At 61.3% G+C, this 21,958-nt stretch carries 19 protein-coding genes; 8 read left to right on the forward strand and 11 right to left on the reverse strand.

Annotated features, from left to right (window positions below):
* Positions 1 to 272 precede the first annotated feature (272 nt).
* From DK871_RS25730 to DK871_RS25740, 3 genes are all read right to left on the reverse strand, one after another.
* Complete coding sequence (locus DK871_RS25730) at positions 273 to 857, reverse strand: NTP transferase domain-containing protein (protein ID WP_161907125.1); 585 nt, start codon at positions 855 to 857, stop codon at positions 273 to 275.
* The gene (locus tag DK871_RS25735; protein WP_161907126.1) at positions 854 to 1,840 is read right to left on the reverse strand and encodes an XdhC family protein; all 987 of its coding nucleotides are present in this window, start codon (positions 1,838 to 1,840) and stop codon (positions 854 to 856) included. Before DK871_RS25735 ends, DK871_RS25730 begins: the two co-directional genes overlap by 4 nt.
* Before the next feature lie 133 nt (positions 1,841 to 1,973).
* Positions 1,974 to 3,305 (reverse strand): dicarboxylate/amino acid:cation symporter, encoded by a 1,332-nt coding sequence (locus DK871_RS25740; RefSeq protein ID WP_161907127.1) that lies wholly within the window; start codon positions 3,303 to 3,305, stop codon positions 1,974 to 1,976.
* A gap of 338 nt (positions 3,306 to 3,643) precedes the next feature.
* Between DK871_RS25740 and DK871_RS25745 the strand changes: the two genes are divergently transcribed.
* A complete protein-coding gene (locus DK871_RS25745; protein ID WP_161907128.1) occupies positions 3,644 to 4,642 on the forward strand; it encodes an AraC family transcriptional regulator in 999 nt (332 codons plus the stop codon).
* 121 nt (positions 4,643 to 4,763) lie between these two features.
* On the opposite strand, the gene DK871_RS25750 is transcribed toward DK871_RS25745, so the two are convergent.
* Entirely contained in the window at positions 4,764 to 5,858 is a 1,095-nt protein-coding gene (locus tag DK871_RS25750) for a PLP-dependent cysteine synthase family protein (protein WP_161907129.1), read from the reverse strand.
* Between the two features lie 216 nt (positions 5,859 to 6,074).
* Between DK871_RS25750 and nhaA the strand changes: the two genes are divergently transcribed.
* Complete coding sequence (nhaA, locus tag DK871_RS25755; RefSeq protein ID WP_032893143.1) at positions 6,075 to 7,259, forward strand: Na+/H+ antiporter NhaA; 1,185 nt, start codon at positions 6,075 to 6,077, stop codon at positions 7,257 to 7,259.
* A 159-nt stretch (positions 7,260 to 7,418) separates the two neighbouring features.
* Here the strand turns inward: nhaA and DK871_RS25760 are convergent, their stop codons facing one another.
* The 6 genes from DK871_RS25760 to dinG all read right to left on the reverse strand — a co-directional run bounded on the left by DK871_RS25760 (position 7,419) and on the right by dinG (position 15,870).
* Positions 7,419 to 7,883: a glycine zipper 2TM domain-containing protein gene (locus DK871_RS25760; protein ID WP_003189251.1), complete on the reverse strand. Its 465-nt coding sequence runs from the start codon at positions 7,881 to 7,883 to the stop codon at positions 7,419 to 7,421.
* Between the two features lie 265 nt (positions 7,884 to 8,148).
* Positions 8,149 to 8,796 carry a pyridoxamine 5'-phosphate oxidase gene (gene pdxH / locus DK871_RS25765; protein ID WP_161907130.1) on the reverse strand — a complete coding sequence of 216 codons (648 nt, stop codon included), beginning with the start codon at positions 8,794 to 8,796 and terminating at the stop codon, positions 8,149 to 8,151.
* A gap of 27 nt (positions 8,797 to 8,823) precedes the next feature.
* A complete protein-coding gene (locus tag DK871_RS25770; protein ID WP_084570955.1) occupies positions 8,824 to 9,969 on the reverse strand; it encodes an OmpA family protein in 1,146 nt (381 codons plus the stop codon).
* A gap of 142 nt (positions 9,970 to 10,111) precedes the next feature.
* Positions 10,112 to 11,257, reverse strand: a complete 1,146-nt coding sequence (locus tag DK871_RS25775) for a serine hydrolase domain-containing protein (RefSeq protein ID WP_161907131.1) — start codon at positions 11,255 to 11,257, stop codon at positions 10,112 to 10,114.
* Between the two features lie 82 nt (positions 11,258 to 11,339).
* Positions 11,340 to 13,637, reverse strand: a complete 2,298-nt coding sequence (locus DK871_RS25780) for a beta-galactosidase (RefSeq protein ID WP_161907132.1) — start codon at positions 13,635 to 13,637, stop codon at positions 11,340 to 11,342.
* 88 nt (positions 13,638 to 13,725) lie between these two features.
* Positions 13,726 to 15,870, reverse strand: coding sequence for an ATP-dependent DNA helicase DinG (dinG, locus tag DK871_RS25785; protein WP_032893148.1), 2,145 nt, complete (start codon positions 15,868 to 15,870; stop codon positions 13,726 to 13,728).
* A gap of 99 nt (positions 15,871 to 15,969) precedes the next feature.
* Here dinG and DK871_RS25790 point away from each other — a divergent pair, with 99 nt between their 5' ends.
* On the forward strand, positions 15,970 to 16,434 hold the full coding sequence (locus DK871_RS25790; RefSeq protein WP_003189242.1) for a CopD family protein: 465 nt from the start codon (positions 15,970 to 15,972) through the stop codon (positions 16,432 to 16,434).
* A gap of 103 nt (positions 16,435 to 16,537) precedes the next feature.
* Here DK871_RS25790 and DK871_RS25795 read toward each other — a convergent pair whose 3' ends face one another.
* A complete protein-coding gene (locus tag DK871_RS25795; RefSeq protein WP_161907133.1) occupies positions 16,538 to 17,296 on the reverse strand; it encodes a collagen-like protein in 759 nt (252 codons plus the stop codon).
* 179 nt (positions 17,297 to 17,475) lie between these two features.
* Between DK871_RS25795 and DK871_RS25800 the strand changes: the two genes are divergently transcribed.
* From DK871_RS25800 to DK871_RS25820, 5 genes are all read left to right on the forward strand, one after another.
* Positions 17,476 to 17,973, forward strand: a complete 498-nt coding sequence (locus DK871_RS25800) for a DUF6231 family protein (RefSeq protein WP_161907134.1) — start codon at positions 17,476 to 17,478, stop codon at positions 17,971 to 17,973.
* 4 nt (positions 17,974 to 17,977) lie between these two features.
* Positions 17,978 to 18,448, forward strand: a complete 471-nt coding sequence (locus tag DK871_RS25805; RefSeq protein WP_003189238.1) for a YchJ family protein — start codon at positions 17,978 to 17,980, stop codon at positions 18,446 to 18,448.
* Positions 18,449 to 18,469: 21 nt separating this feature from the next.
* Positions 18,470 to 18,952, forward strand: coding sequence for an LEA type 2 family protein (locus DK871_RS25810; RefSeq protein WP_032893153.1), 483 nt, complete (start codon positions 18,470 to 18,472; stop codon positions 18,950 to 18,952).
* A complete protein-coding gene (locus DK871_RS25815; protein WP_032893155.1) occupies positions 18,949 to 19,164 on the forward strand; it encodes an SEC-C metal-binding domain-containing protein in 216 nt (71 codons plus the stop codon). The genes DK871_RS25810 and DK871_RS25815 overlap by 4 nt, the downstream gene beginning before the upstream one ends.
* Before the next feature lie 245 nt (positions 19,165 to 19,409).
* Positions 19,410 to 21,851: a penicillin acylase family protein gene (locus DK871_RS25820; RefSeq protein WP_161907135.1), complete on the forward strand. Its 2,442-nt coding sequence runs from the start codon at positions 19,410 to 19,412 to the stop codon at positions 21,849 to 21,851.
* The last annotated feature ends 107 nt before the right edge of the window (positions 21,852 to 21,958 follow it).

Here is a 21,958-nt window from a genome sequence, read left to right on the forward strand (position 1 = left end):
CTTACTTTGCCGCTTTTGCAAAGTGAGCCGCCGTCAGGGCGGAACCCTAAGTGGCCGTTACCGCAGCAATGGATATGCACACAATTCAGCTGTGTTGACTGTCAGGCCGCCATCGCAGGCAAGCCAGCTCCCACATTTGGATGGTCGCGTGTCAGGTAGATAAGCGCCAGCTATCAGGCCGTCACGGGAGCAAGCTCCCTCGCCACAGGTCCAGCGCCGGCTCTAAATTGTGTAGATACCTATGGCTATCACAGGCAAGCCAACACCCACACTTAACCTGCGGTAAAATTCAACCGTTGCGGCACATCCACATCCCACAGCACGCCAGGATCATCCACCTGCACGCCCCGCACCTGCGCTTGCGCAAACAAAGGCTTCGCGCCACGGTCCCCGGTCAACGCCATCAATGCAGGCCCACATACACGCGCAAAAGCCACCGGATGCCCATACTGCCCGGCATGCACCGGCACAGTGATGCTTCCCGGATCGGCCAGCACACGCTCAACCGTCGCGGATCGAATAAACGGCATATCCCCCAGCACCACTAGCCAGCCCTCTGACGAAGCGCTGGCGGCAACAGCTGCGGCAATGCTGTCGCCCATCCCGGCCGACTCCAACAGCAGGACCTTGCAACCATGCGCCTCAGCCAACCGAATCACCTCACGGCGCTCCGGCAAGGTCACCACCCAGCGTTCAACAAGCGTCGCCGGCAGATTCGCCAGCACCTGCTCAATGACCGGCCGACTAACGCCATCCAGCCCCACACAAGCGGCGAGCAACTTGTCTTGATCAGCTCCGGCTTCGGCACGAAAACGACTGCCCTGCCCCGCCGCCAGCACAATTGCGGTCACCGTCACTGGGCCACCACTGCCAACGGCTTTTTCTGCATCGGTGCCACCCCGTTCTTGATCGCAACAATTTCCGCCATCAGCGACAGCGCAATTTCCGCCGGCGTATGGCTGCCGATGTGCAGGCCGATCGGCCCGTGCAGACGCGCGATGGCGTCCGCCGACAGGCCCAGCGCGGCCAGGTTCTCCCGACGTTTCTGGGTATTGACCCGCGAACCCAGGGCGCCGATATAGAACGCCGTGGAGTTCAGCGCCGTCAGCAACGCCATGTCATCCAGACGTGGATCGTGGGTGAGGCAGACAATGGCCGTGCGTTCATCGGTATGAATATTCAACACCGCCTCGTCGGGCATGCCCGGCACAAAGCGGCCATGCTGGTCTTCCCAGCCGTAGACGAACTCTTCGCGGGGGTCGCAGATCAGTACTTCGAAATCCAGCAGGCGCGCCATTTCCGCTACGTAGCGCGACAGCTGCCCGGCGCCGATCAGCAGCAGGCGCCAGCGCGGGCCGTAGATGGCGCGCAAGCGTTCGCCGTCGAAGCTCACCACGTCAGTCTTGCTGGCGGCGCTCAAGGTCACTTCGCCGGTGGCCAGGTTCAGCTCGCGAGCGACAATCTGGTGATCTTCACAACGCGCCAGCAGCGCTTCGACCCAACCCCACTCTTCCACGCGCTCCTCGGTGAGCCGCAGGGTGCCGCCGCAGGGCAGGCCAAAACGTGCCGCCTCGTCGCGAGTGACGCCGTAGGTCACCAACTGCACGGGCGGGCCGTCAGCAGGCAAGCGGCCGTCCTGCAGGCGCGCGATCAAGTCATCCTCGATGCAACCGCCCGACACCGAACCAATCACCACACCATCACCGCGCAGGGCCAGCATTGCTCCTGGCGGGCGCGGCGCGCTGCCCCAGGTTTGCACCACGCTGTACAACATCACGCGCTGCCCGGCGCGGCGCCATTGCAGCACGCTGCGCAGGACGTTCAGATCCACACTGTCCATCAGGCCTCCGGTAAGTACTGTCGCGCTCACTGTAAACCAAAAATATCCGTAGCATCCCGCCAGAAACGCAAACGCCCCGAACCAGTCGGGGCGTTTGCGGATAGCGTTGGCGTCAGTTCACGCCAGCAGCCACTTACTTGACGACAGGCGCCGGGCCTTCAGCCACGCCCAGGTCATCGAGCTCGCGGGTTTCGGAGATACCGGTACCGCCAGACGCCAGCTCGCTTTGCAGCTTGTCGGTGTCCAGTTCCTTGACCCACTTGGCCACAACGATGGTGGCAACTGCGTTACCCACCAGGTTGGTCAGGGCACGGGCTTCGGACATGAAGCGGTCGATACCCAGGATCAGCGCCAGGCCGGCAACCGGCAGGTGGCCAACGGCCGACAGGGTAGCGGCCAGTACAATGAAACCCGAACCGGTCACGCCAGCAGCACCTTTGGACGACAGCAGCAGCACCAGCAGCAGGGTGATCTGGTGAGTGATGTCCATGTGGGTGTCGGTCGCCTGGGCGATGAACACGGCCGCCATGGTCAGGTAGATCGACGTACCGTCGAGGTTGAAGGAGTAACCGGTTGGAATCACCAGGCCGACCACGGACTTCTTCGCGCCCAGACGCTCCATCTTGATCAGCATGCGTGGCAGTGCGGATTCCGAAGAAGACGTGCCCAGTACGATCAGCAGTTCCTCACGGATGTAGCGGATCAGCTTCAACACGCTGAAACCGTGAGCGCGGCAGATAGCGCCCAGCACCAGCACCACGAACAGGATGCAGGTGATGTAGAAGCAGATCATCAACTGGCCCAACTGCACCAGCGAACCGACACCGTAGGCGCCGATGGTGAACGCCATGGCGCCCAGGGCACCGATTGGCGCGAGCTTCATGATCATGTTGATGATGTTGAACATCACGTGGGCGAAGCGATCGATGAAGTCCAGCACCGGCTTGCCGTAGGCACCCAGGCGGTGCAGGGCGAAACCGAAGATCACCGAGAACATCAGCACTTGCAGGATGTCGCCGTTGGCGAAGGCGCCGACGATGGTGTTCGGGATCACATTGAGCAAGAAGCCAACGATGCTCTGGTCCGCCCCGGCAGTGACATAGGCCGCGACTTTCGACGCATCCAGGGTAGCGACGTCGATGTGCATGCCGGCGCCCGGCTGCACCACGTTGACCACGACCAGGCCAATCAGCAGGGCGATGGTGGAAACGATTTCGAAGTAGAGCAGCGCGTAGCCGCCGGTCTTGCCGACCGACTTCATGCTTTGCATGCCAGCGATGCCGCTGACCACGGTACAGAAGATGATCGGGGCGATGACCATTTTGATCAGCTTGATAAAGCCGTCACCCAGTGGCTTGAGGGCCACGCCGGTCTGCGGGTAGAAGTGGCCGAGCAAGATACCGATAACGATTGCGACGATCACCTGGAAATACAGGGATTTGTAGAGTGGCTGACGAGTCGTCATTGCAAAGTTCCTCAATCGTCCCGTGTGGCAAATATCCGCCATTGCCCACGGCACTTGAATTGCGAACCCTCCTGCACTGGAGGGATTTGTTGTTTGCCAAGCCTGTAGGAACAAGCCTGCGCTGTAATCCCTATCGCAAACAGCGTGCCACTTTGCTTAAACGCGCTGAAGGCCTTTAGACATCAGGGCTTGGGGTTTACGGGCGACTCCGAGGCGCGCAACAAGGTGGCGGATTTCCGCCCACCCACCCTGTCTCGTCCTACAATTTGGCGGATATCCGCCTTGTCGCCCCGCCGGGTGATGGCTACCATCCGCCACTCCATGGATGAGGCCCTTGCATGCGTGAACGTACCATCGCCAGCCATTACGCCCGAGCAGCCCTCGGCGGTGCGCGCCGAGTCGGTTTTGACTACTCGGGGGTGTTGCAGCAGGTGGGCATTACCCCGGAACTGCTGACCGAGCCCCGCGCCCGCATCGCTCCAGAGCAATTTACCCGCTTGTTGCAAATGCTCTGGCTGGGGCTGGATGACGAATACCTGGGGTTTGCCGAAGAGCCGAGCAAACGTGGCACTTTTGCCATGATGTGCCACGCGCTGATTCATTGCCGTACGCTGGAGAAGGCGCTGGAGCGCGGCTTATTGTTTTATAGCCTGTTCCCGCAAGGCCCGCGCTGGCAGCTGACCAAAGAAGGCGACATGGCGCGCCTGAGCCTGGACGACTCGCAGCTATGGGACCCGGACCACTTTCTCAGTGAATGCCTGCTGGTGATCTGGCATCGCCTGGGCAGTTGGTTGATCGGCCAGCGTATCCGGCTGCAGCAGGCCACCTTCAGTTACCCGATGCCGGCCCATGCCGGTGAATACGACCTGCTGTTCCCCTGCCCCCAGGTGTTCGGTGCGCCGACCAGCAGCCTGGTGTTTCCCAGCCGCTACCTGAGCCTGCCGCTGTTGCAGGATGAACGCACCCTCAAGCACTTCTTGCAGCGCTCCCCTGCCGACTTGTTATCCCGGCCGGATGAAGGCGACAGCCTGAGCAGCCAGCTGCGCCGCCTGCTAAGCCGCGACCGCACACCCTGGCCAGACCTGGATGCCGTCGCCCAGCACTTGCACATCAGTCCACAGACCCTGCGCCGGCATCTGCGCGAAGAAGGCACGAGTTTTCAGGCATTGAAGGATGAGTTACGCCGGGATATCGCCATTTACCACTTGGGGCGGGCGGATTTGTCTTTGCAGGAGATCGCCGAACAGTTGGGGTTTTCCGAACCGTCGGCGTTTCATCGGGCGTTCAAGAAGTGGACGGGGTTGACGCCGGGGGCCTACAGAGCGCAGGAGAGTTAGAGGTGTATCGACTGGGAGGGCCTGTTCGCGGGCAAGCTCCCACAGCTGAACGGGTTTACAGAATTTAATGTGTGAATACATTCAAAGGTGGGAGCCAGCTCCCACACTGTTTCGCAGGGTGTCAGATATTGGCGCGCAGGATGCTATCGGGTAGCGCTTCACCGCGTTCGACACTTGCTGCTACAGCCGCGATCAAACCCTCCAGCTCATAGCCCTGCCCCGCCAGCCACGCTTGATCATAATAGGTCGTGGCATAACGCTCTCCGCCATCGCACAAGATCGCGACAATCGACCCCGACGCCCCTGCCACTTTCATCTGTTGCGCCGCCATCAGCGCACCGATCAAGTTGGTCCCGCTGGAACCACCAACCCGTCGCCCCAAACGCTGCGCCAGGTAATGCATGGCCGCCAGGGACAATGCATCTGGCACCTTGACCATGGCATCAATCACCGCCGGCAGAAACGATGCCTCCACCCGAGGCCGACCAATCCCTTCAATCCGTGAGCCACAGTCCAGGCGCAGGCTCGCGTCACCGCTTTGGTAGAAGTCGAAGAACACCGAGCGTTCGGCATCGGCACACAACACGCGGGTGCAATGCTGGCGATAACGCACGTAGCGGCCCAGGGTCGCGGTGGTGCCACCGGTGCCAGGGCTGGAAATCAACCAACTCGGCTCCGGGTGCTGTTCAAAGCGCATCTGCTGGAAGATCGACTCGGCAATATTGTTGTTCGCTCGCCAATCGGTGGCACGTTCGGCGTAGGTGAACTGGTCCATGAAGTGACCACCGCTTTCCTGGGCCAGGCGTTCGGATTCGGCGTAGATCTGCGTCGGGTCCTGGACCAGATGGCTTTTGCCCCCGTAGAAGGCAATTTGGGCGATCTTCTCTTGAGACGTAGTTGCGGGCATGACGGCAATAAACGGCAAGCCGAGCAAGCGCGCGAAGTAGGCTTCCGAGATTGCCGTGGAGCCACTGGACGCTTCGATAACGGGGGCGCCCGGCTTGAGCCAGCCATTGCATAGCGCATACAGAAACAGCGAGCGCGCCAACCGGTGTTTCAAGCTGCCAGTGGGGTGGCTGGACTCATCCTTGAAGTACAACTCGATGCCTGGCAAACCCGGTAATGGCAGCGGGATCAGGTGGGTATCGGCGCTGCGCTGGAAGTCCGCTTCAATGATGCGAATGGCTTCTCGGGCCCAGGTACGGTGGTCGCTCATGGTGGCTTCTCTAAAGGTTTTCAGCGGTGATCTTAAGATGTTTCCTACACTCCACACAGATACAGTGACGACGCAATTGGACACACAATTGCTAGTCTTTGGCTCACCGATGTCCGGGGCCATCTCTTATAACAAATAAGAATATAACTTTTGTTTTAACAACTAACGGTACGGGTTAGGGTACCCATCTATTGAACCTGGATTGGAGAGCATCCCTTGCCTCTGCGTAGCACTTTCACCCGTTTCTTCCAGCTGGAAGCCGCCAGTGGCCTGTTGTTGATCGCCGCTGCCGCCTTGGCGCTGATTATCAACAACTCACCGTTGTCGCACCTGTACAACGCCTTTCTCGACACGCCAGTGGTTGCACAGGTTGGCGCGCTGAAAATCGCCAAGCCGGCGCTGCTATGGATCAACGATGGCCTGATGGCCCTGTTTTTCCTGCTGATCGGCCTGGAGGTCAAGCGCGAGCTTTTGGATGGCCACCTGTCCAAGCCTTCCCAAGTGGTGCTGCCTGGCGCAGCGGCCATCGGCGGCATGGTGGTGCCGGCGCTGATCTATTGGGCGCTGAACAAGGACAACCCCGCCGCCCTGGCTGGTTGGGCGATTCCTATGGCCACCGACATTGCCTTTGCGCTGGGGGTTCTGGCCCTGCTGGGCAAGCGCGTACCGGTGTCGCTGAAGCTGTTCCTGATGACCCTGGCGATTATTGATGACCTTGGGGCCATCATCGTCATTGCCCTGTTCTATTCCGCTGACTTGTCCACCGCATCCCTGGCGGGCGCGGGGGCGTGTTTGATTGCGCTGATTGCGATGAACCGCCTGGGCGTGATCAAGCTGGGGCCGTATATGATCATCGGCCTGATCCTGTGGGTGTGCGTGCTCAAGAGCGGTGTACATGCAACGTTGGCGGGTGTAACCCTGGCGTTCTGCATTCCACTGCGCACCAAGAATGCCGAAACCTCACCGCTGCTGAGCCTGGAACACGCCCTGCACCCGTGGGTGGCCTACGCCATCCTGCCGCTGTTCGCGTTCGCCAATGCCGGGGTCTCTCTGACTGGCGTCAGCCTGGAGAGCTTCACCCACTCCGTGCCCATGGGCATCGCTGCTGGCCTGTTGATCGGCAAGACCGTCGGTGTGTTCGGCCTCACCTGGCTGGCGATCAAGACCGGCATCGCCTCACTGCCCAGCGGCGCCAATTGGGGCCAGGTATTGGGCGTAGCGATCCTGTGCGGGATCGGCTTCACCATGAGCCTGTTCGTCGGCTCCCTGGCGTTTGTGCCAGGCGCCAGTGAGTTTGCCGGGGAAGATCGCATGGGGATTCTGACCGGGTCGATCCTGGCGGCCTTTATCGGGTATGCGGTGACGGCGATGGCGAGTCGCAAGAAAGCCGTCGTTGCATAATTGAAGTAGGAGCGAGCTTGCTCGCGAAAAACTTACAGGCGCCGCGTTCATTCAGTGAGCACGCGTTATCGTTACGTTTTTCGCGAGCAAGCTCGCTCCTACAAAAAAAACCCCAACCGGTCACCCGGTTGGGGTTTTTCTTCGCCTGTAGTTTAAGGCTTAGCGAGTCACGCGGCTGGTACCGTCGACGGTCATGATGCGTACGCGGTCGCCAATGCGGAAGATTTCATTTTCCTGCACGGCTTGTACGTAGGCGCGCATGCTGCCGTCGTCTTCACGCACGGTGATTTCCACGCCCTGGGTGCGGGTCAGGCCTTCTTCAGTGGCCGAGCCCAGCAGGCCGCCCGCAACTGCGCCGATCACAGCAGTGACGATGCTGCCACGGCCGCCACCGATGGCGCTGCCGCCAACGCCGCCGATGACTGCGCCCGCAGCGCCGCCGATTGGGGTTTTGGTACCTTCGATTTTCACTGGACGCAGGGATTCGATGGTGCCCATGCGAACGGTTTGTACACGACGCGCCTCATCGCGAGAGTACGAGTCGCCGGTCAGACTCGAGGCGCAGCCACCCAACAGCAACGACAGGGTAGTAAAGCAGGCAACTAGTAAAACGGACTTACGCATAGCATCAACTCCAAAGGACAGGTATTCATTAAACGCTGTGGCTTGGCGCGTGTCACGGCGCGCCAGGCAGAAACTTGCTTTCATTCAGCCTGAGTACAGACTGCCAGCACCAGAGAACTCGACGAACGGTAACCAAGCCAGGGTACACAACGATGCCATAACCGGCTTGATCAGTGTAGCCGCACAGCCCAAAGCGCCCGAAGTCTCTTGAACAGAGACTTCGACGCAACGGTGTTGATTCAGGTGGGATGACGAAAGGTGACGCTCAGGGCGCCAGGCGCTCGCGGGACCATTGGCCGTCTTGCAAACGATAGTTGAGGCGATCATGCAGGCGGCTGGCACGGCCTTGCCAGAACTCCATGCGCTCGGGCAGTAAACGGTACCCTCCCCAATGCTCGGGGCAATCGGGCTGGGTATCGCTGAAACGCTCTTCAGTGGCCTCGAGCAGCGCCTGCAGCTCTTCGCGATCACGAATGACCTTGCTCTGCGGAGAAGCCCAAGCGCCCAGGCGGCTGCCCAATGGGCGCACCTGGTAATAAGCATCCGACTCTTCAGGCGTGACCTTGACCACGCGCCCTTCAATGCGTACCTGGCGCTCCAGGGTTGGCCAGAAGAAGGTCATGGCCGCGAACGGCCGCGCCGCGAGTTGTTCACCCTTGGCGCTCTGATAGTTGGTAAAGAAGGTAAAGCCCTGTGCATCCAGGCCCTTGAGCAGCAGGATGCGGCAGTGCGGGCGACCGTCCTGGTCGACCGTCGCCAGCGTCATGGCATTGGCCTCCACTGGCGGCTGTTCGGTTTTCACCGCATCGCCAAACCATTGGTGGAACAACGCAAACGGCTCGTCCGGGGCCTGGGCCTCGCTCAAACCGTCCCGTGTGTAGTCACGGCGCATATCGGCCAGTGCCTGGGTCATGCGGCTTTATCCTTGTGGTTCAACAGCTCAGTTTTTCGCCTGGTCGTTCGAAGCAGGTGCCGCCTTGGCTTTGGCAGTCGCCGGCTTCTTGGCAGCCGGCTTGGCCGCAGCCTTTTTAGCCGCTGGCTTGGCCGCCGCTTTCTTGGCCGTGGCCTTTTTGGCCGGCGCTTTAGCTGCCGGTGCTGGCGCAGGCACATTTTGCACTGCGACCATTTCAGCTACGGGCGGGGTCTTGCCCGAGTTGTACTTGCTCAGCAGTGCCAACATCGTTGTACGCTGAGTGAACATGATTTCCATGCGACGGTTCAGCGCACGCCCCTGATTGCTGTCGTTGGCGGCACGCGGCATAAGGTCGCCCATGCCACGCAGCATCAAGCGATCCTGTTTCAGACCACTGAGGCTGAAAATCGAGGCAATGGACTGCGCACGTTCCTTGCTCAACGCCTGGCTGGCGGGAGCGCTGCCAGTGGCATCAACGTGGCCCAGCACCAGTACGGCGGTCTTGGGGTCAGCTTCAACGGCCTTGGCCACCCGGGTGAACGGGCCCAGGGTCACCGGCAGCAACATGGCCGGGCGCTTGGGGTTGTAGGAACCGTCTACCGGGGCAATCACCACCAGGGTGTTGTCACGGCGCTCAAGTTGCAGGTTGCTGTCCTTGATGGCCGCACGCAGGCGTGGTTCGTATTCGTCCAGCCAGGCTTGGGTGATTTTCGGGTCAGGCATTTGTACGTTGGTCACATCGACCTTGGCCAACGGCTTTGGCTTGCTTTCGAACGGCCACCACCAGCGCGGCTCGCTGTCGGTCTTGGCGACGACAGGCGCAGCGTCCGAGGCCGGGGTTGCCGCCTTGAGATCGGCTTTCAGGTCAGCCTTGGCGTCGGCAGCTTTTTCTTCGGCGCTCTTGGTGGAGAACGGCCACCAGCTGTAACCGGTGTCAGCCTTGGCAGGCGCTGCTGCGGCGGCGACAGGTTCAACAGGCTTGGCACCCGCGGCCGGCTTGGCGTCGGGCTTGGCATCCGGCTTGGCGTCGGTCTGAGCCACTGGATCCTTGGTTGCAGCTTTGTCAGATCCAAATGACCACCAATGCCCACCTTCGGCATCATTTTGTGGAGTTTGTGCACAACCCGTAATAGTGAGGCACAGCGCCAGTGCCAAAGACTTGTTCGATAACATGAGATATCCACAAAATGAGAAAAAACAGGGGGTCGCGGGACCCGTTAAACAGACGCTAAAAGAACATTCAAGTTACAACATGTCGTTCAGCATCTTTTTTATACTTGCCTTTGTAACAAAAAATTGTGAAACAGCAAGGGGTTTATAGACAACCGGCCAATATTCCGACCAACTTCTGGGCACGCGGGTCCATAAGTACGTAAGGCCCCAGGGTATTAGTCACAAAACCGAAGGCTACATCATGTTCAGGGTCGGCAAAGCCGACTGAGCCCCCTGCCCCGGGATGCCCGAATGCACGGGGCCCAAGGCCGAACGTGGCATTGGGCAACTGCGGTTGATCCAACATGCAGCCCAGCCCGAAGCGGGTTTGGGTCAATAAGGTTTTATCCAGCCCGATACTGTGCTCGCGGGTCAATTGTTCGAGCATGTCGCTTTCCAGCAAACTACCGTCCAACAAACCACTATAAAACCCGGCCAGGCTGCGCGCATTACCGTGGCCATTCGCCGCAGGCTGCTGCATGCGTCGCCATTCGGGCTTATTAGTGCTGGTCAGAATAGACGGCGGGTTGGCAAATGCACGGGTAGTCATCGCCGCAGGCTCACGCATCATTACTTGAAGTAACCGTTGCGCGGCTTCATCACCCATAGTGCCTTTGCTGCGCGCGATATGGGCGACGCGATAAAACTCTTCATCCGCCAGGCCCACATGAAAGTCCAGCCCCAATGGGCGTGCCACCCGCGCCACGATCGACTCCCCCGGCCCGCGCCCATCGGCGCGGCGCAACAGTTCGCCAACCAGCCAGCCGTAGGTGATCGCCTCATAGCCATGGCCCTGGCCCGGGGTCCACCAAGGGGCTTCGGCCGCCAAGGTATCGACCATCAATTGCCAGTCATACAGGGCTTCGGTGGGCAGCATTTCGCGGATGGCCGGCAGCCCAGCCTGGTGGCAGAGCAACTGGCGCAGCGTGATCGCTTCCTTGCCAGCAGCGGCAAACTCCGGCCAGTAATCGGCCACCGGCGCATCGAGCTTGAGCTTGCCTTCAGCCACCAGTTGCAGGGCAGTCACTGCCGTGAAGGTCTTGGTGCAGGAGAACAGGTTGACGATGGTATCGCTGTGCCAGGCCTCGGCACCGTCCTTGTCGGCAGTACCGGCCCACAGGTCGACGACGGTTTGCCCGCCGATCTGTATGCACAGCCCGGCACCACGCTCCTGAGGATCATCGAACAGGGCGGCGAAGGCTTCGCGCACCGCTTCGAACTGCAGCTCGTAATGACCCTGAATCTGCACCTAATTCCCCTCGCAAAACACCATGAAAAGTGGCCGCCATTCTTTCAGCCATTGTGGGTTTTGTGAACCCGTCAACGATGAATCAATGCCCATTCCCAGCATGCCCGCCAGGGTGCCCGGCGCCCTGCCCGGCGCCTTTGCCGTCACGCCCAGGTTTGGCGGCGTCACTTTCACGCGTCGCTTGGGTGGCCTTGGCTTTCTGCGCCTCACGGCCCAGTTGGTCGAGCGCGGCCAGGTTGCTCCTGCGCACCGTTTCGACAAAGCCCTGGAACGGTACATCGGTGATGCCGACCAGGCCGAAATGGCCGTTTTCACCATCCAGCAGACGCCCGGTGACCGGCTGGTCCAGGTACTGGAACCAGTGCACCCCGACAATCGACGGCTCGGCCACGGCCTGCTTAAGGAAGGTGGTGTAAGCCGCGCCACGGTCTTCTTCGCGGGCCAGTTGCGTCACGCCGCCCCAGAACGGGCCACGGTCGGCAGAGCCAAAGTTGAATTCGGTGATCAGTACCGGTTTGTCCAGCGCACGCAGCGCGGCGAAGTCATAACCATCCTGAGGCTTTAAGGTATACATATTGAAGCTCAGCACATCGCAATACTGCGCGCACGATGCGACCGCTTCCGGCGTGCTCACCGCAAAGCGACCGCCCAGCAACAGCTGGTTGGGCGCGTGCCACTTCAGCGAGTCGGAGATGGTCTTGAAGTAAGCATCGGCGAAGGTCTTCTGGAAATACTTGAAGTCGGCTTCGATCTCCGGGTGTTCAGGGCTGGGCATCGGCGGCTCAAAGCCTGGGTCTTCCATCAGCTCCCAACCAGCCAGGTGAATGCCCCAGGCTTTGGAAAGCCCCTCTTCATTGCGGTATTTATCGCGTAGTTGCTTGAGGAAGGCGCGCTTGGCCGGCACGTCGGTGGTCATGCGCAGGGTGCCGTAGGCCAGGGCGTAACGGGATTTGGCATCGTCGCCGGGGCCGGCCCAGGCCAATTCGTTGTCGGCAAAGAAGCCGATCAACCACGGGTCGTCGCGGTAGTCGCGGGCCGCGATGGCCACAGCGCGTTCGGTGGCCATGGCAAAGCGCGGGTCGAACGGGTCGGGCATGCCGCCCCACCAGTCGGAGCCGGTGCTGATGCTGGCATAGTCACCAACAATCGACAGCGGCAAGGTGTACGGCACGCGGTCGGCAGTGGCCAGGTCCGGATCGCTCCAGTTGCCGACGGTATTGAAGCCCCAGGCTTGCAGGCGATCGAGGGTATGGGTAACCCAGCGTGGCTGGTCCAACGCATCACCGCCGTAAGTGCGTTGCAGGTTGGCGCCATAGAAATCGTACCACCGCCCCGAGCCAAAGCCGCGACCTTCGCCGGCGCCATTGCCGGTGCGGCTGTCGTCGCTGCCGTAGTACTTGTCAAAGGGTTCGCCGGCCTTGGGCAGCGCCGCGAACATCCACTCGCGCCCCGCCACGTAGGTCTGGCTGTTGTCCGGCGCCACGGTGTTCACCCCCAGGGAGTAGAACGGATGCCCGTCCGGCGTCACCAGGTACCAGCGGCCGTCGCGCTTCTGGGTGCGAAAAAAACCGCTGGCGTCGAAGGCCGGGCCCTTTTTCCAGCCGCCGTATTGGTCCAGGGAGGACTTGTCCCGCTCGGCCAGCCAGGCCTTGAGCTGCTGTTGTTCCTTGGCGGCCGATGCCTTGAGCTGCTCGTCGCTGCTGACCTTTTCCGGCCAGCGTGCACGGGTGGACTGACCATAGGCGTCCACCAGTTCAGTGTAGGCGGCCTTCAATACCGGCTCGCTGTCCTGCACGCCGAAGCGCTCCAGCAGGATACTTTGGGCGGCATTGGGCTTGAGCATCGACAGGGTCACCGAGACGACCTGGCTGCGGTCGATCTCCCCGGCGCTGGCGGCCAGCAATACCCGCTGGCCATCCACAGTCATCGGCATCGGCGGGCCGGCCTTCATGCCCTGGCTCAGGGGTGAGTTGGCTTGCAGCGGGACGAGCAACGTCTGCGCCGGGCCGGCCGGCAGGTCGATGCGGCTGACGAGCGTCTTGCCGTCGGCGCTTTGCACCTTGACGTAAAGGGTCAGCGCCCAGTTCATCGCGCTCTGGATACGCAGGCTCATGGCGCTCGATTGCGACCAGTCCCACGTACCGGTCTGCGGGCTGAGCACCAGGCTCGGCTCGGCAGCCGGGTTGAAGGTGATACGGCGCAGCACCTCGCCTTCGGGCGTTTGTTCGGCATTGTATTGCGGCAGGCTGGCGTCCTGGGTCGCCACCTTGACCACATCGGCAGGCCTGACGAAGTTGAACAGCGTTTGTTGCCCCTCGGGCGCCGCCATCAACGGCGCAGCGAACAGCAGGGCAAAAAGAGCGGGCAGCGTGCGAATCATACGAACAAGGTTCTCCCAAACGGCCGATGACTGGCCTGACAATAGTGATGAGATAGACCACGCAGTGGGCGATTTCGCCCACAGTGGCTTAAGAAATTTCGCGCCTGAACGGCGGCAAGGCATTGAGGATCGCCTTGCCATAGCGCTGGGTAACCAGGCGCCGATCGAGCAAGGTGATGGTGCCGCGGTCTTCTTCGGTACGCAGCAGCCGCCCGCAGGCCTGTACCAGCTTCAGTGAAGCATCTGGCACCGAAATTTCCATAAACGGGTTACCACCCCGGGCTTCGATCCATTCGGCCAGTGCGGCCTCGACCGGGTCATCCGGCACCGAGAACGGGATCTTGGCGATCACCACGTGTTCGCAGTAAGCGCCGGGCAAGTCCACGCCTTCGGCAAAACTGGCCAGGCCGAACAACACGCTGGAATCCCCACCGTCGACCCGCGCCTTGTGCTTGTTCAGGGTTTCCTGCTTGGACAGGTTGCCCTGGATAAACACCTGCTTGCGCCAATCGCGGTCGAGGCCGTCGAACACGTCCTGCATCTGCTTGCGCGACGAGAACAGCACCAGCGTGCCGCGGGAGCCTTCCACCAGCGACGGCAGATCGCGAATGATCGCCGCCGTGTGCGCGGCCGCGTCCCGTGGGTCGGCCTTGAGGTCCGGCACCCGCAGCACGCCGGCATCAGCGTGATGAAACGGGCTGGGCACCACGGCGGTGACGGCCTTTTTCGGCAGGCCGGCACGCATGCGGAAGCGGTCAAAGGTGCCCAGGGCTGTCAGCGTGGCCGAGGTCACCAGGCAGCCGTAGGCGACGTTCCACAGGTTGCGGCGCAGCATTTCAGCGGCGAGAATCGGACTGGCGTTGACCTCGATATCGAACAGCGCACCGCTTTCCGACAGCGTCAGCCAGCGGGCCATGGGCGGGTTGTCTTCCGGGTCTTCGACGGTAAAGGCGGTCCACAGCTCCCAATTGCCTTGGGAACGAGACAGCAGACTGCCGAACAAGGGGTACCACTCTTCGGCCTGGTTGCTGGCGATGCCGATATTGACCTCGCCATCCATGCCTTCCTTGAGCAAATCCGTCAGGCGCGTGAACAGGTCGGTCAGGCGTGAAAAGCCTTTCTTCAGCTCGATGCCCATTTCGCGCATGTGCTCGGGGATCATACCGCCGACAAAACGATGGCGCGGGCGCTCGCGGCCCTCGACGTCTTCACCGGGCTTGAAGTCCGCAACCTGCTCGCAGGCGCTGAACATGAACTGCTGCTGGGTCTTGATCTCGCGCGCCAGCTCCGGCACTTGCTCGATCAACTTGCCCAGGTCGCCGGGCAACGGGTGCTGGGCGAGCAGCTTGGTGAGGTTCTTGGCGGTGGTTTCCAGCCAGTCGGCCGTGGAGCGCAAGCGGGTGTAATGGGCGAAATGGCCAATGGCCTTGTCTGGCAGGTGGTGGCCTTCGTCGAACACATAGAGGGTGTCGCGTGGGTCGGGCAGTACCGCACCGCCACCCAAGGCCAGGTCAGCCAATACCATGTCGTGGTTGGTGACGATGACATCTACCTTGCCCATGCCTTCGCGCGCCTTGTAGAAGGCGCACTGGCCGAAGTTGGGGCAATGGCGGTTGGTGCATTGGCTGTGGTCGGTGGTCAGGCGCGCCCAGTCTGAATCTTCCAGGGCGGTGGGCCAGCTATCGCGGTCGCCGTCCCATTTGTTGCCGGCCAGCTTTTCGATCATGCTGGTAAACAGCTTCTGGCTGACCTCATCCACCTCGATCTTGAAGCCTTCTTCTTCGAACAAGGAGGCGGTGGCGGTTTGGGCGTGGCCTTCCTGCAGCAATACGTCGAGCTTGGACAGGCACATGTAACGGCCACGGCCCTTGGCCAGGGCGAAGGTGAAGTTCAAGCCGCTGTTGCGCATCAGGTCGGGCAAGTCTTTGTAGACAATCTGCTCTTGCAGCGCGACGGTAGCAGTGGCGATCACCAGGCGCTTGCCAGCAGCCTTGGCCGTAGGGATCGCAGCCAGGCTGTAGGCCACGGTCTTGCCGGTACCGGTACCGGCCTCGACGGCTACTACCGCAGGCTCACCCTCGCGGCGGCCTTCGTCGTCGGTGTCGATATCCCCGAGGACTTTTGCCACTTCGGCGATCATCAGGCGTTGGCCGTAGCGCGGTTTCAAGCTTTTGGCTTCGAGAAAACGCGAATAGGCGCCCTGGATCGTGGTTTTGAGTTCAGTGCTGATCATGGATAGTCGGGCGCAAAAAACGCTGGATAAATTTTCAGTGGTTCGGATCGGCCGCTATCATACCCCGCTAATTAATCCCGCGCAGAACGGAGTACCACAATGACCGCGTTTAGCCTCGCTTATACCCTGCATGTACTGGCCGCCTTGATCTGGGTCGGCGGCATGTTTTTCGCCTGGATGATCCTGCGCCCCGCCGCCATGGCGGCGCTTGAGGGCCCTGCCCGGCTCAAGTTATGGGCAAATGTGTTTCAACGTTTTTTTGTATGGGTATGGGTGGCGGTGGTGCTTTTGCCGATCAGCGGCATGGGGTTGCTGCACCTGCGCTTCAGTGGTTTTGAAACCGCGCCGCGCTATGTGCAGGTGATGATGGGCTTGTACTTGGTGATGACGGCGCTGTTTATCCGCATCCAGGCGTTGAAATTCCCGGAGCTGAAGGCAGCGGTGGCGGCTGAAGATTGGCCGGCGGGCGCGGCTGCGCTGGGGCAGATTCGCAAGTTGGTGGGGATTAACTTGATTGTCGGGTTGGTGGTGGTGGCGGTGGCTTCGGCTCGGCCGATGTTCTGAGCTATTTTTTCTGACACCATCGCGGGCAAGCCCGGCTCCCACATTGGCATGCATTCCACATGTGGGAGCCGGGCTTGCCCGCGATGGCGTAAGACCAGGCGAATCAGAGCCGCTGGATAGTCACAGACCCCGCAGGCCCAGCCGGCCCCGGTTGCCCCTCCAACCCTGGCCGGCCCTTTTCGCCGCCATCGGCGCGGTACACCACGCAGCCCTTGGACTGCCCGCCCTTGCCGGGTTTACCTGCAACACCCGCCAGGCCTCCAGCCCCGCCATCGACCCAGACCTTGATCTGTTCAGCCGGGAATTCCTGCGGCAACTCCAGGCGTACCTGGGCGCCCGCTGCCCCTGGCCGGCCATCGCCGCCGTTATCGCCATTAAAGCCGCGCCCGGCTGAACCCCAAGTGCAACCCGGGTCCACGCCGTTGGCACCGTCCAGGCCCGCATATCCTTGGGCTCCAGCGCCACCACGGGCATCCACCGACAGCGCTTCGGCAGTCAGCGAGTTAATGCGCAAGGTCAGATCACGCCCAGCCTTGGCGGGTTTTTCGTGGGTGCCGGGGGCGCCCCGTGAGGTGATCTGGCTACCGTGCTCCAACTGCGCCTCGCGTACCTGCATTTGCAAGGCGGTATTGCCAGGCACAATGGTGATGCGTGCGTCGCGCCCCAAGTGCAGCTCATCCACCGTGACCTGGCTGATGGTGGCCGGAATCAGCAAGGTGCCGTAGTCCGCCACGTCCAGGCGCTCGAGCTGCAACACGCTGGTACTGCTGGGCAAGCGCATCAACGAATTGGTTTCGACACTGACGCTCTGGGCCAGGGCAACGGGGCTGACCAACAGGGCCAACAGAAAAACCTTACGCATCATGGGGCTCCTGAGTGTTTTCAAATTTTTCTTTGAGCGCACAGTAACGACTTCTACCGGCGATTTGCCAGTGAAGGATCAAAAAACTTCAGTTCTCCCCCGGCGGCTATCGACCGCCGCGCTCTAGGCCCACGCGCCCAGCCGCGCTAGTCTCTACGGTCTTGACGCGAGGATCTGCAATGACCGCTGGAATTTCTGCCCGTACGCCCCAACAAGCCTTGGCGGCCCTGCTGGACCTTCACAGGCCAAAACGTCTGTTATTAGTGGGCGCCAGCCAATTTCCGGCGCTGGATGCCTTCAAAGCTGCGCACCCGGATACCGAGGTGTTCTATGCCCCGCCAGGGCCGTTGCCGGAAAGCCTCGCGGTGCAGCGCTTCGACCTGGCGCTGGTGGTCGACTGCCTGGAGCACTTGTCCAAACCCCAAGGCCTGACCCTGCTCGGTGGCATTCGTAACCTCAACGCCAGCCGCATCGCCGTGCTGACCGACCTGGGCGCCTGCGACTGGAAGGACACCGACTTTTTCTCCCTGGCCCTGCAAGCCGGTGAACGCTTCCAACGCGATGATCAGGTACTGACGCTGTTTACCTATGATCTGCTTGACTATAAACAGGTGCCGGACTGGCTCAACGCCCGCTTCTGGGCCAACCCGGAAAACTTCGGAAAGTATTGGTGGTAACCCGATGAGTACATCCATTTGCCCGTGCGGCAGTGGCAATCTGCTGGATGCCTGCTGCGGCCATTATCACGCCGGTCACCCGGCCCCCTGCGCCAGCGCGTTGATGCGCTCGCGCTACAGCGCCTATGTGCTGGGCCTGGTCGATTACCTGGTCGCCACTACATTGCCTGCGCAACAGGCCGGCCTGGACCGCGACGCCATTGCCGCCTGGAGTGCCCAGAGCACCTGGCTGGGCCTTGAGGTGGAAAGCTCCGAGGTGTTCGGCGGCCAGCCTGAGCACGCCTTTGTCACCTTTACCGCGCGCTGGCATGACGCTACGGGTGAACATAGTCACCGCGAGCAGTCTTCTTTCGTACAGAATGAGGGGCGCTGGTACTTCATCGACCCTACGGTAGAAGTGAAGGCCGGACGTAACGATGCCTGTTTGTGTGGCAGTGGGCAGAAATTCAAGAAGTGCTGTTCCAGCTACTTCTAATCACTCGACGGGGATAACGCCATGCTTCGGATGTATAGCTTGATGCTGGCGTTGACCCTGGGCCTGACCGGCTGCGCGTCCTGGTTCGAAGACGACACGCCGCCGCCCCACGTTTCCCTGGTCAAGGTCGAAGTGGTGCGGGCCAAGCTGCTGGAACAGAAATTCAAGCTGTACTTTCGCGTGGACAACCGCGACGACGCCGACCTGACGGTGCGCGGCCTGGTCTACAAGGTCAGCCTGGGCAATCTGGTGTTGACTGAAGGCGAGTCCAACGAGTGGCTGACCGTACCGCCACGCGGTCATAAATTCTTCAAGGTCTCGGTGCGCACCAACCTCTGGCCACAGGTGCGTGAGGTGGTGCAGATGCTGAAAAATCCCGACCGGCCCGTGCCTTATCGTTTAGAGGGCGAACTGAAAACCGGATTATTCATCGGTAATGACGTGCAGGTGGCACACAATGGCGAGATAATCCCCGGCGATTTTATTCCGGAGCAACATCGATGACACAGCAACCCCATGTCCATGGTCCTGACTGCAACCACGATCATGACCATCATGATCATGCCCACCATGATCACGACCACGGCCATGTTCACGGCCCGAACTGCGGCCACGCTCACCAGGAGCCGGTGCGCAATGCGTTGAAGGACGTAGGTCGCAACGATCCTTGCCCGTGCGGCAGCGAGAAGAAATTCAAGAAGTGCCACGGTGCTTAAACCGCACGAGTAGGAGCGAGCTTGCTCGCGAAAAACGTCAACGATAGCGCGCGTTTTCTGAGTAAACGCGGCGCCTATGGGTTTCTCGCGAGCAAGCTCGCTCCTACAAAGCCTTAAACCAGCTCCACCTCGATGGGCGGCTGTTTCAAGTTCTCACGCAATTGCCAAAACTCCCGCTTGCGTCGTTTCGCCGCGCTCACTAACGTAGCGCCTTTACTGACGCTACCCCCCGCAGGAGCTTTGCCATGGCCTCGCCAGCCCTCTTACATTTCCTTCCCCGATTCGGCGTTGCCGCGGCGGTGGTCAGTGCCTTGGGCCTGGCCGGTTGCCAGCTCCAGAACACCCAGGACACCCTGCCGCCCGTTGCTGGCGTGCAGCCGATCAAGGGCTTGGCGCAGAATGTGTCGGTGCGCCGCAATGCCCAAGGCATGCCGCTGATCGAAAGCAACACCTTCCACGACGCACTGTTCAGCCTCGGTTACGTGCACGCCAGCGACCGCATCACCCAGATGGTCACCCTGCGCCTGCTGGCCCAGGGCCGTCTGGCGGAAATGTCGGGGCCGCAAGTGCTGGACGTCGACCGCTTCATGCGGGCGGCCAACCTCAAGAAAAGCGCTGGCGAGTTGTACAACGCCTCATCGCCACGCCTCAAACGCTTCTTTGAAGTGTATGCCCGAGGCGTCAACGCCTACCTATTCCGCTACCGCGACAAGCTGCCGGCGGACCTGACCCAAAGCGGCTACAAGCCCGAGTACTGGAAGCCGGAAGATTCGGCGCTGCTGTTCTGCCTGCTCAATTTCAGCCAGTCGAGCAACTTGCAGGAGGAGCTTTCATCCCTAGTGCTGGCGCAAAAGGTCGGCGTCGACAAACTCGCCTGGCTCACCCCAAGCGCACCGGACGAACCCATCCCGCTGGCCGAAGCCGACAAGCTCAAAGGCGTCAACCTGAGCCAGATCACCGGCCTCGCCGGGCTGGAAACGGTAGGCCAGCAATTGCGCAGCCTCAACGCCCTGGGCGTCACCACCTCAAGCAACTGGGCCATTGGCCCGCAACGCAGCCGCAGCGGCAAGAGCCTGTTGGCCAACGATATCGCCGCCCAGCCACAAGCACCGTCGCCTTGGAACTACGTGCAGATTCGTGCGCCGAAATACCAGGCCGTCGGCGCTTCGATTGCCGGCCTGCCAACCCTGCTGTCGGGTTTCAACGGCAAGGTCGCGTGGAGCATGAGCGCGGTCAAGGGCGACACCCAGGACCTGTTCCTGGAGAAGGTCAAACGCCAGGGCAGCGCGTTGTACTACGAGAACAACGGCAAATGGCTGCCGGCCGGCGTGCGTAACGAAACCTTCTTCATCAAGGGCCAGCGCTCGATTCGCGAAGTGGTGTACGAAACCCGCCACGGCGCTCTGCTCAACAGCAGCCAGGCGCTCACCAGCGGTCTTGGCCTGGCCTTGCAAACCGCCGACTTCAAGGACGACAAGAGCCTGGATGCGTTCTTCGACCTGTCCCGCGCACAAAACGCCGGCAAGGCCTCGGATGCTACCCGCGAGATTCGCGCCATCGCCCTGAACATGATCTTCGCCGACGCCAGCAACATCGGCTGGCAGGTCACCGGCCGTTTCCCCAACCGCCGCGAAGGCGAAGGCCTGCTGCCATCGCCGGGCTGGGACACGCGCTTTGACTGGGACGGCTACGCCGACGCGATGCTGCATCCTTACGACCAAGACCCGGCCCAGGGCTGGATCGGCACCGCCAACCAGCGCACTGCACCGCGAGGCTACGGCATGCAGCTGTCCAATGCCTGGGATGCACCGGAGCGCAGCGAACGCCTGGCGCAACTGGCCAACGCCGGCAAGCATGACAGCCGCAGCCTGATCGCCATGCAGTACGACCAGACCACCCTCTTCGCCGCCAAGCTCAAGAACATGTTCCAGGCGCCGGGCATGGCCCAGCCCCTCAAGCAGGCCATTGATGCATTGCCGGCAGCGGAACGCGCCAAGGCCCGCGAAGCACTGGAGCGCCTGATGGCCTTCGATGGTCGGCTGGCAACCACCTCGGCTGACGCGGCGATCTATGAACTGTTCCTGCAAGAAAGCGCCCGGCAAATCTTCCTCGACAAACTCGGCCCGGAAAACAGCGCCAGTTGGAAAGCCTTCGTCAGCAACGCCAGCCTGTCCTACTCGGCCATCGCCGACCACCTGCTGGGCCGTGAAGACAGCCCGTTCTGGGATGACACGCGTACCACGCAAAAAGAAGACAAACCCGCGATCCTGGCCCGCACCCTGGCCGCCGCCATCACTACTGGCGACAGCCAATTGGGCGCCGATCACAAGGCCTGGCAGTGGGGCAAGCTGCACAGCACCACGTGGAAAAACACCAGCGGCCAGGTCATCCGCGGCCCCTTTGCCAGCGGTGGCGACCACAACACCTTGAACCCGGCGCCGTATAGCTGGGGCCAGGATTTCAACGCGACCCAAGTATCGGCGCTGCGCATGATCATCGACTTCGGCCAGACGGAGCCAATGATGGGCCAGGGCGGCATCGGCCAATCCGGCAACCCGGCCAGCCCGAACTATGCCAACGGCATCGACCCGTCGTTGAAGGCGCAGTACCTTAGCTTCCCGATGCAGCCGCAGAATTTTGAAAAGGTGTATGGCAAGACAAGGTTGACCCTGACGCCCGGTAAGTAACCGGGTTTCCCTGACGAAACCGGATAACGCTGTGGGAGCTGGCTTGCCTGCGAAGACGGCCTGACAGTCAACACAGTTGGACCGTGTACATATCCATTCCTGCGGTA

Origin of the sequence: Pseudomonas sp. L13, assembly GCF_009935965.1 — a bacterium.
GTDB lineage: Bacteria > Pseudomonadota > Gammaproteobacteria > Pseudomonadales > Pseudomonadaceae > Aquipseudomonas > Aquipseudomonas lactis.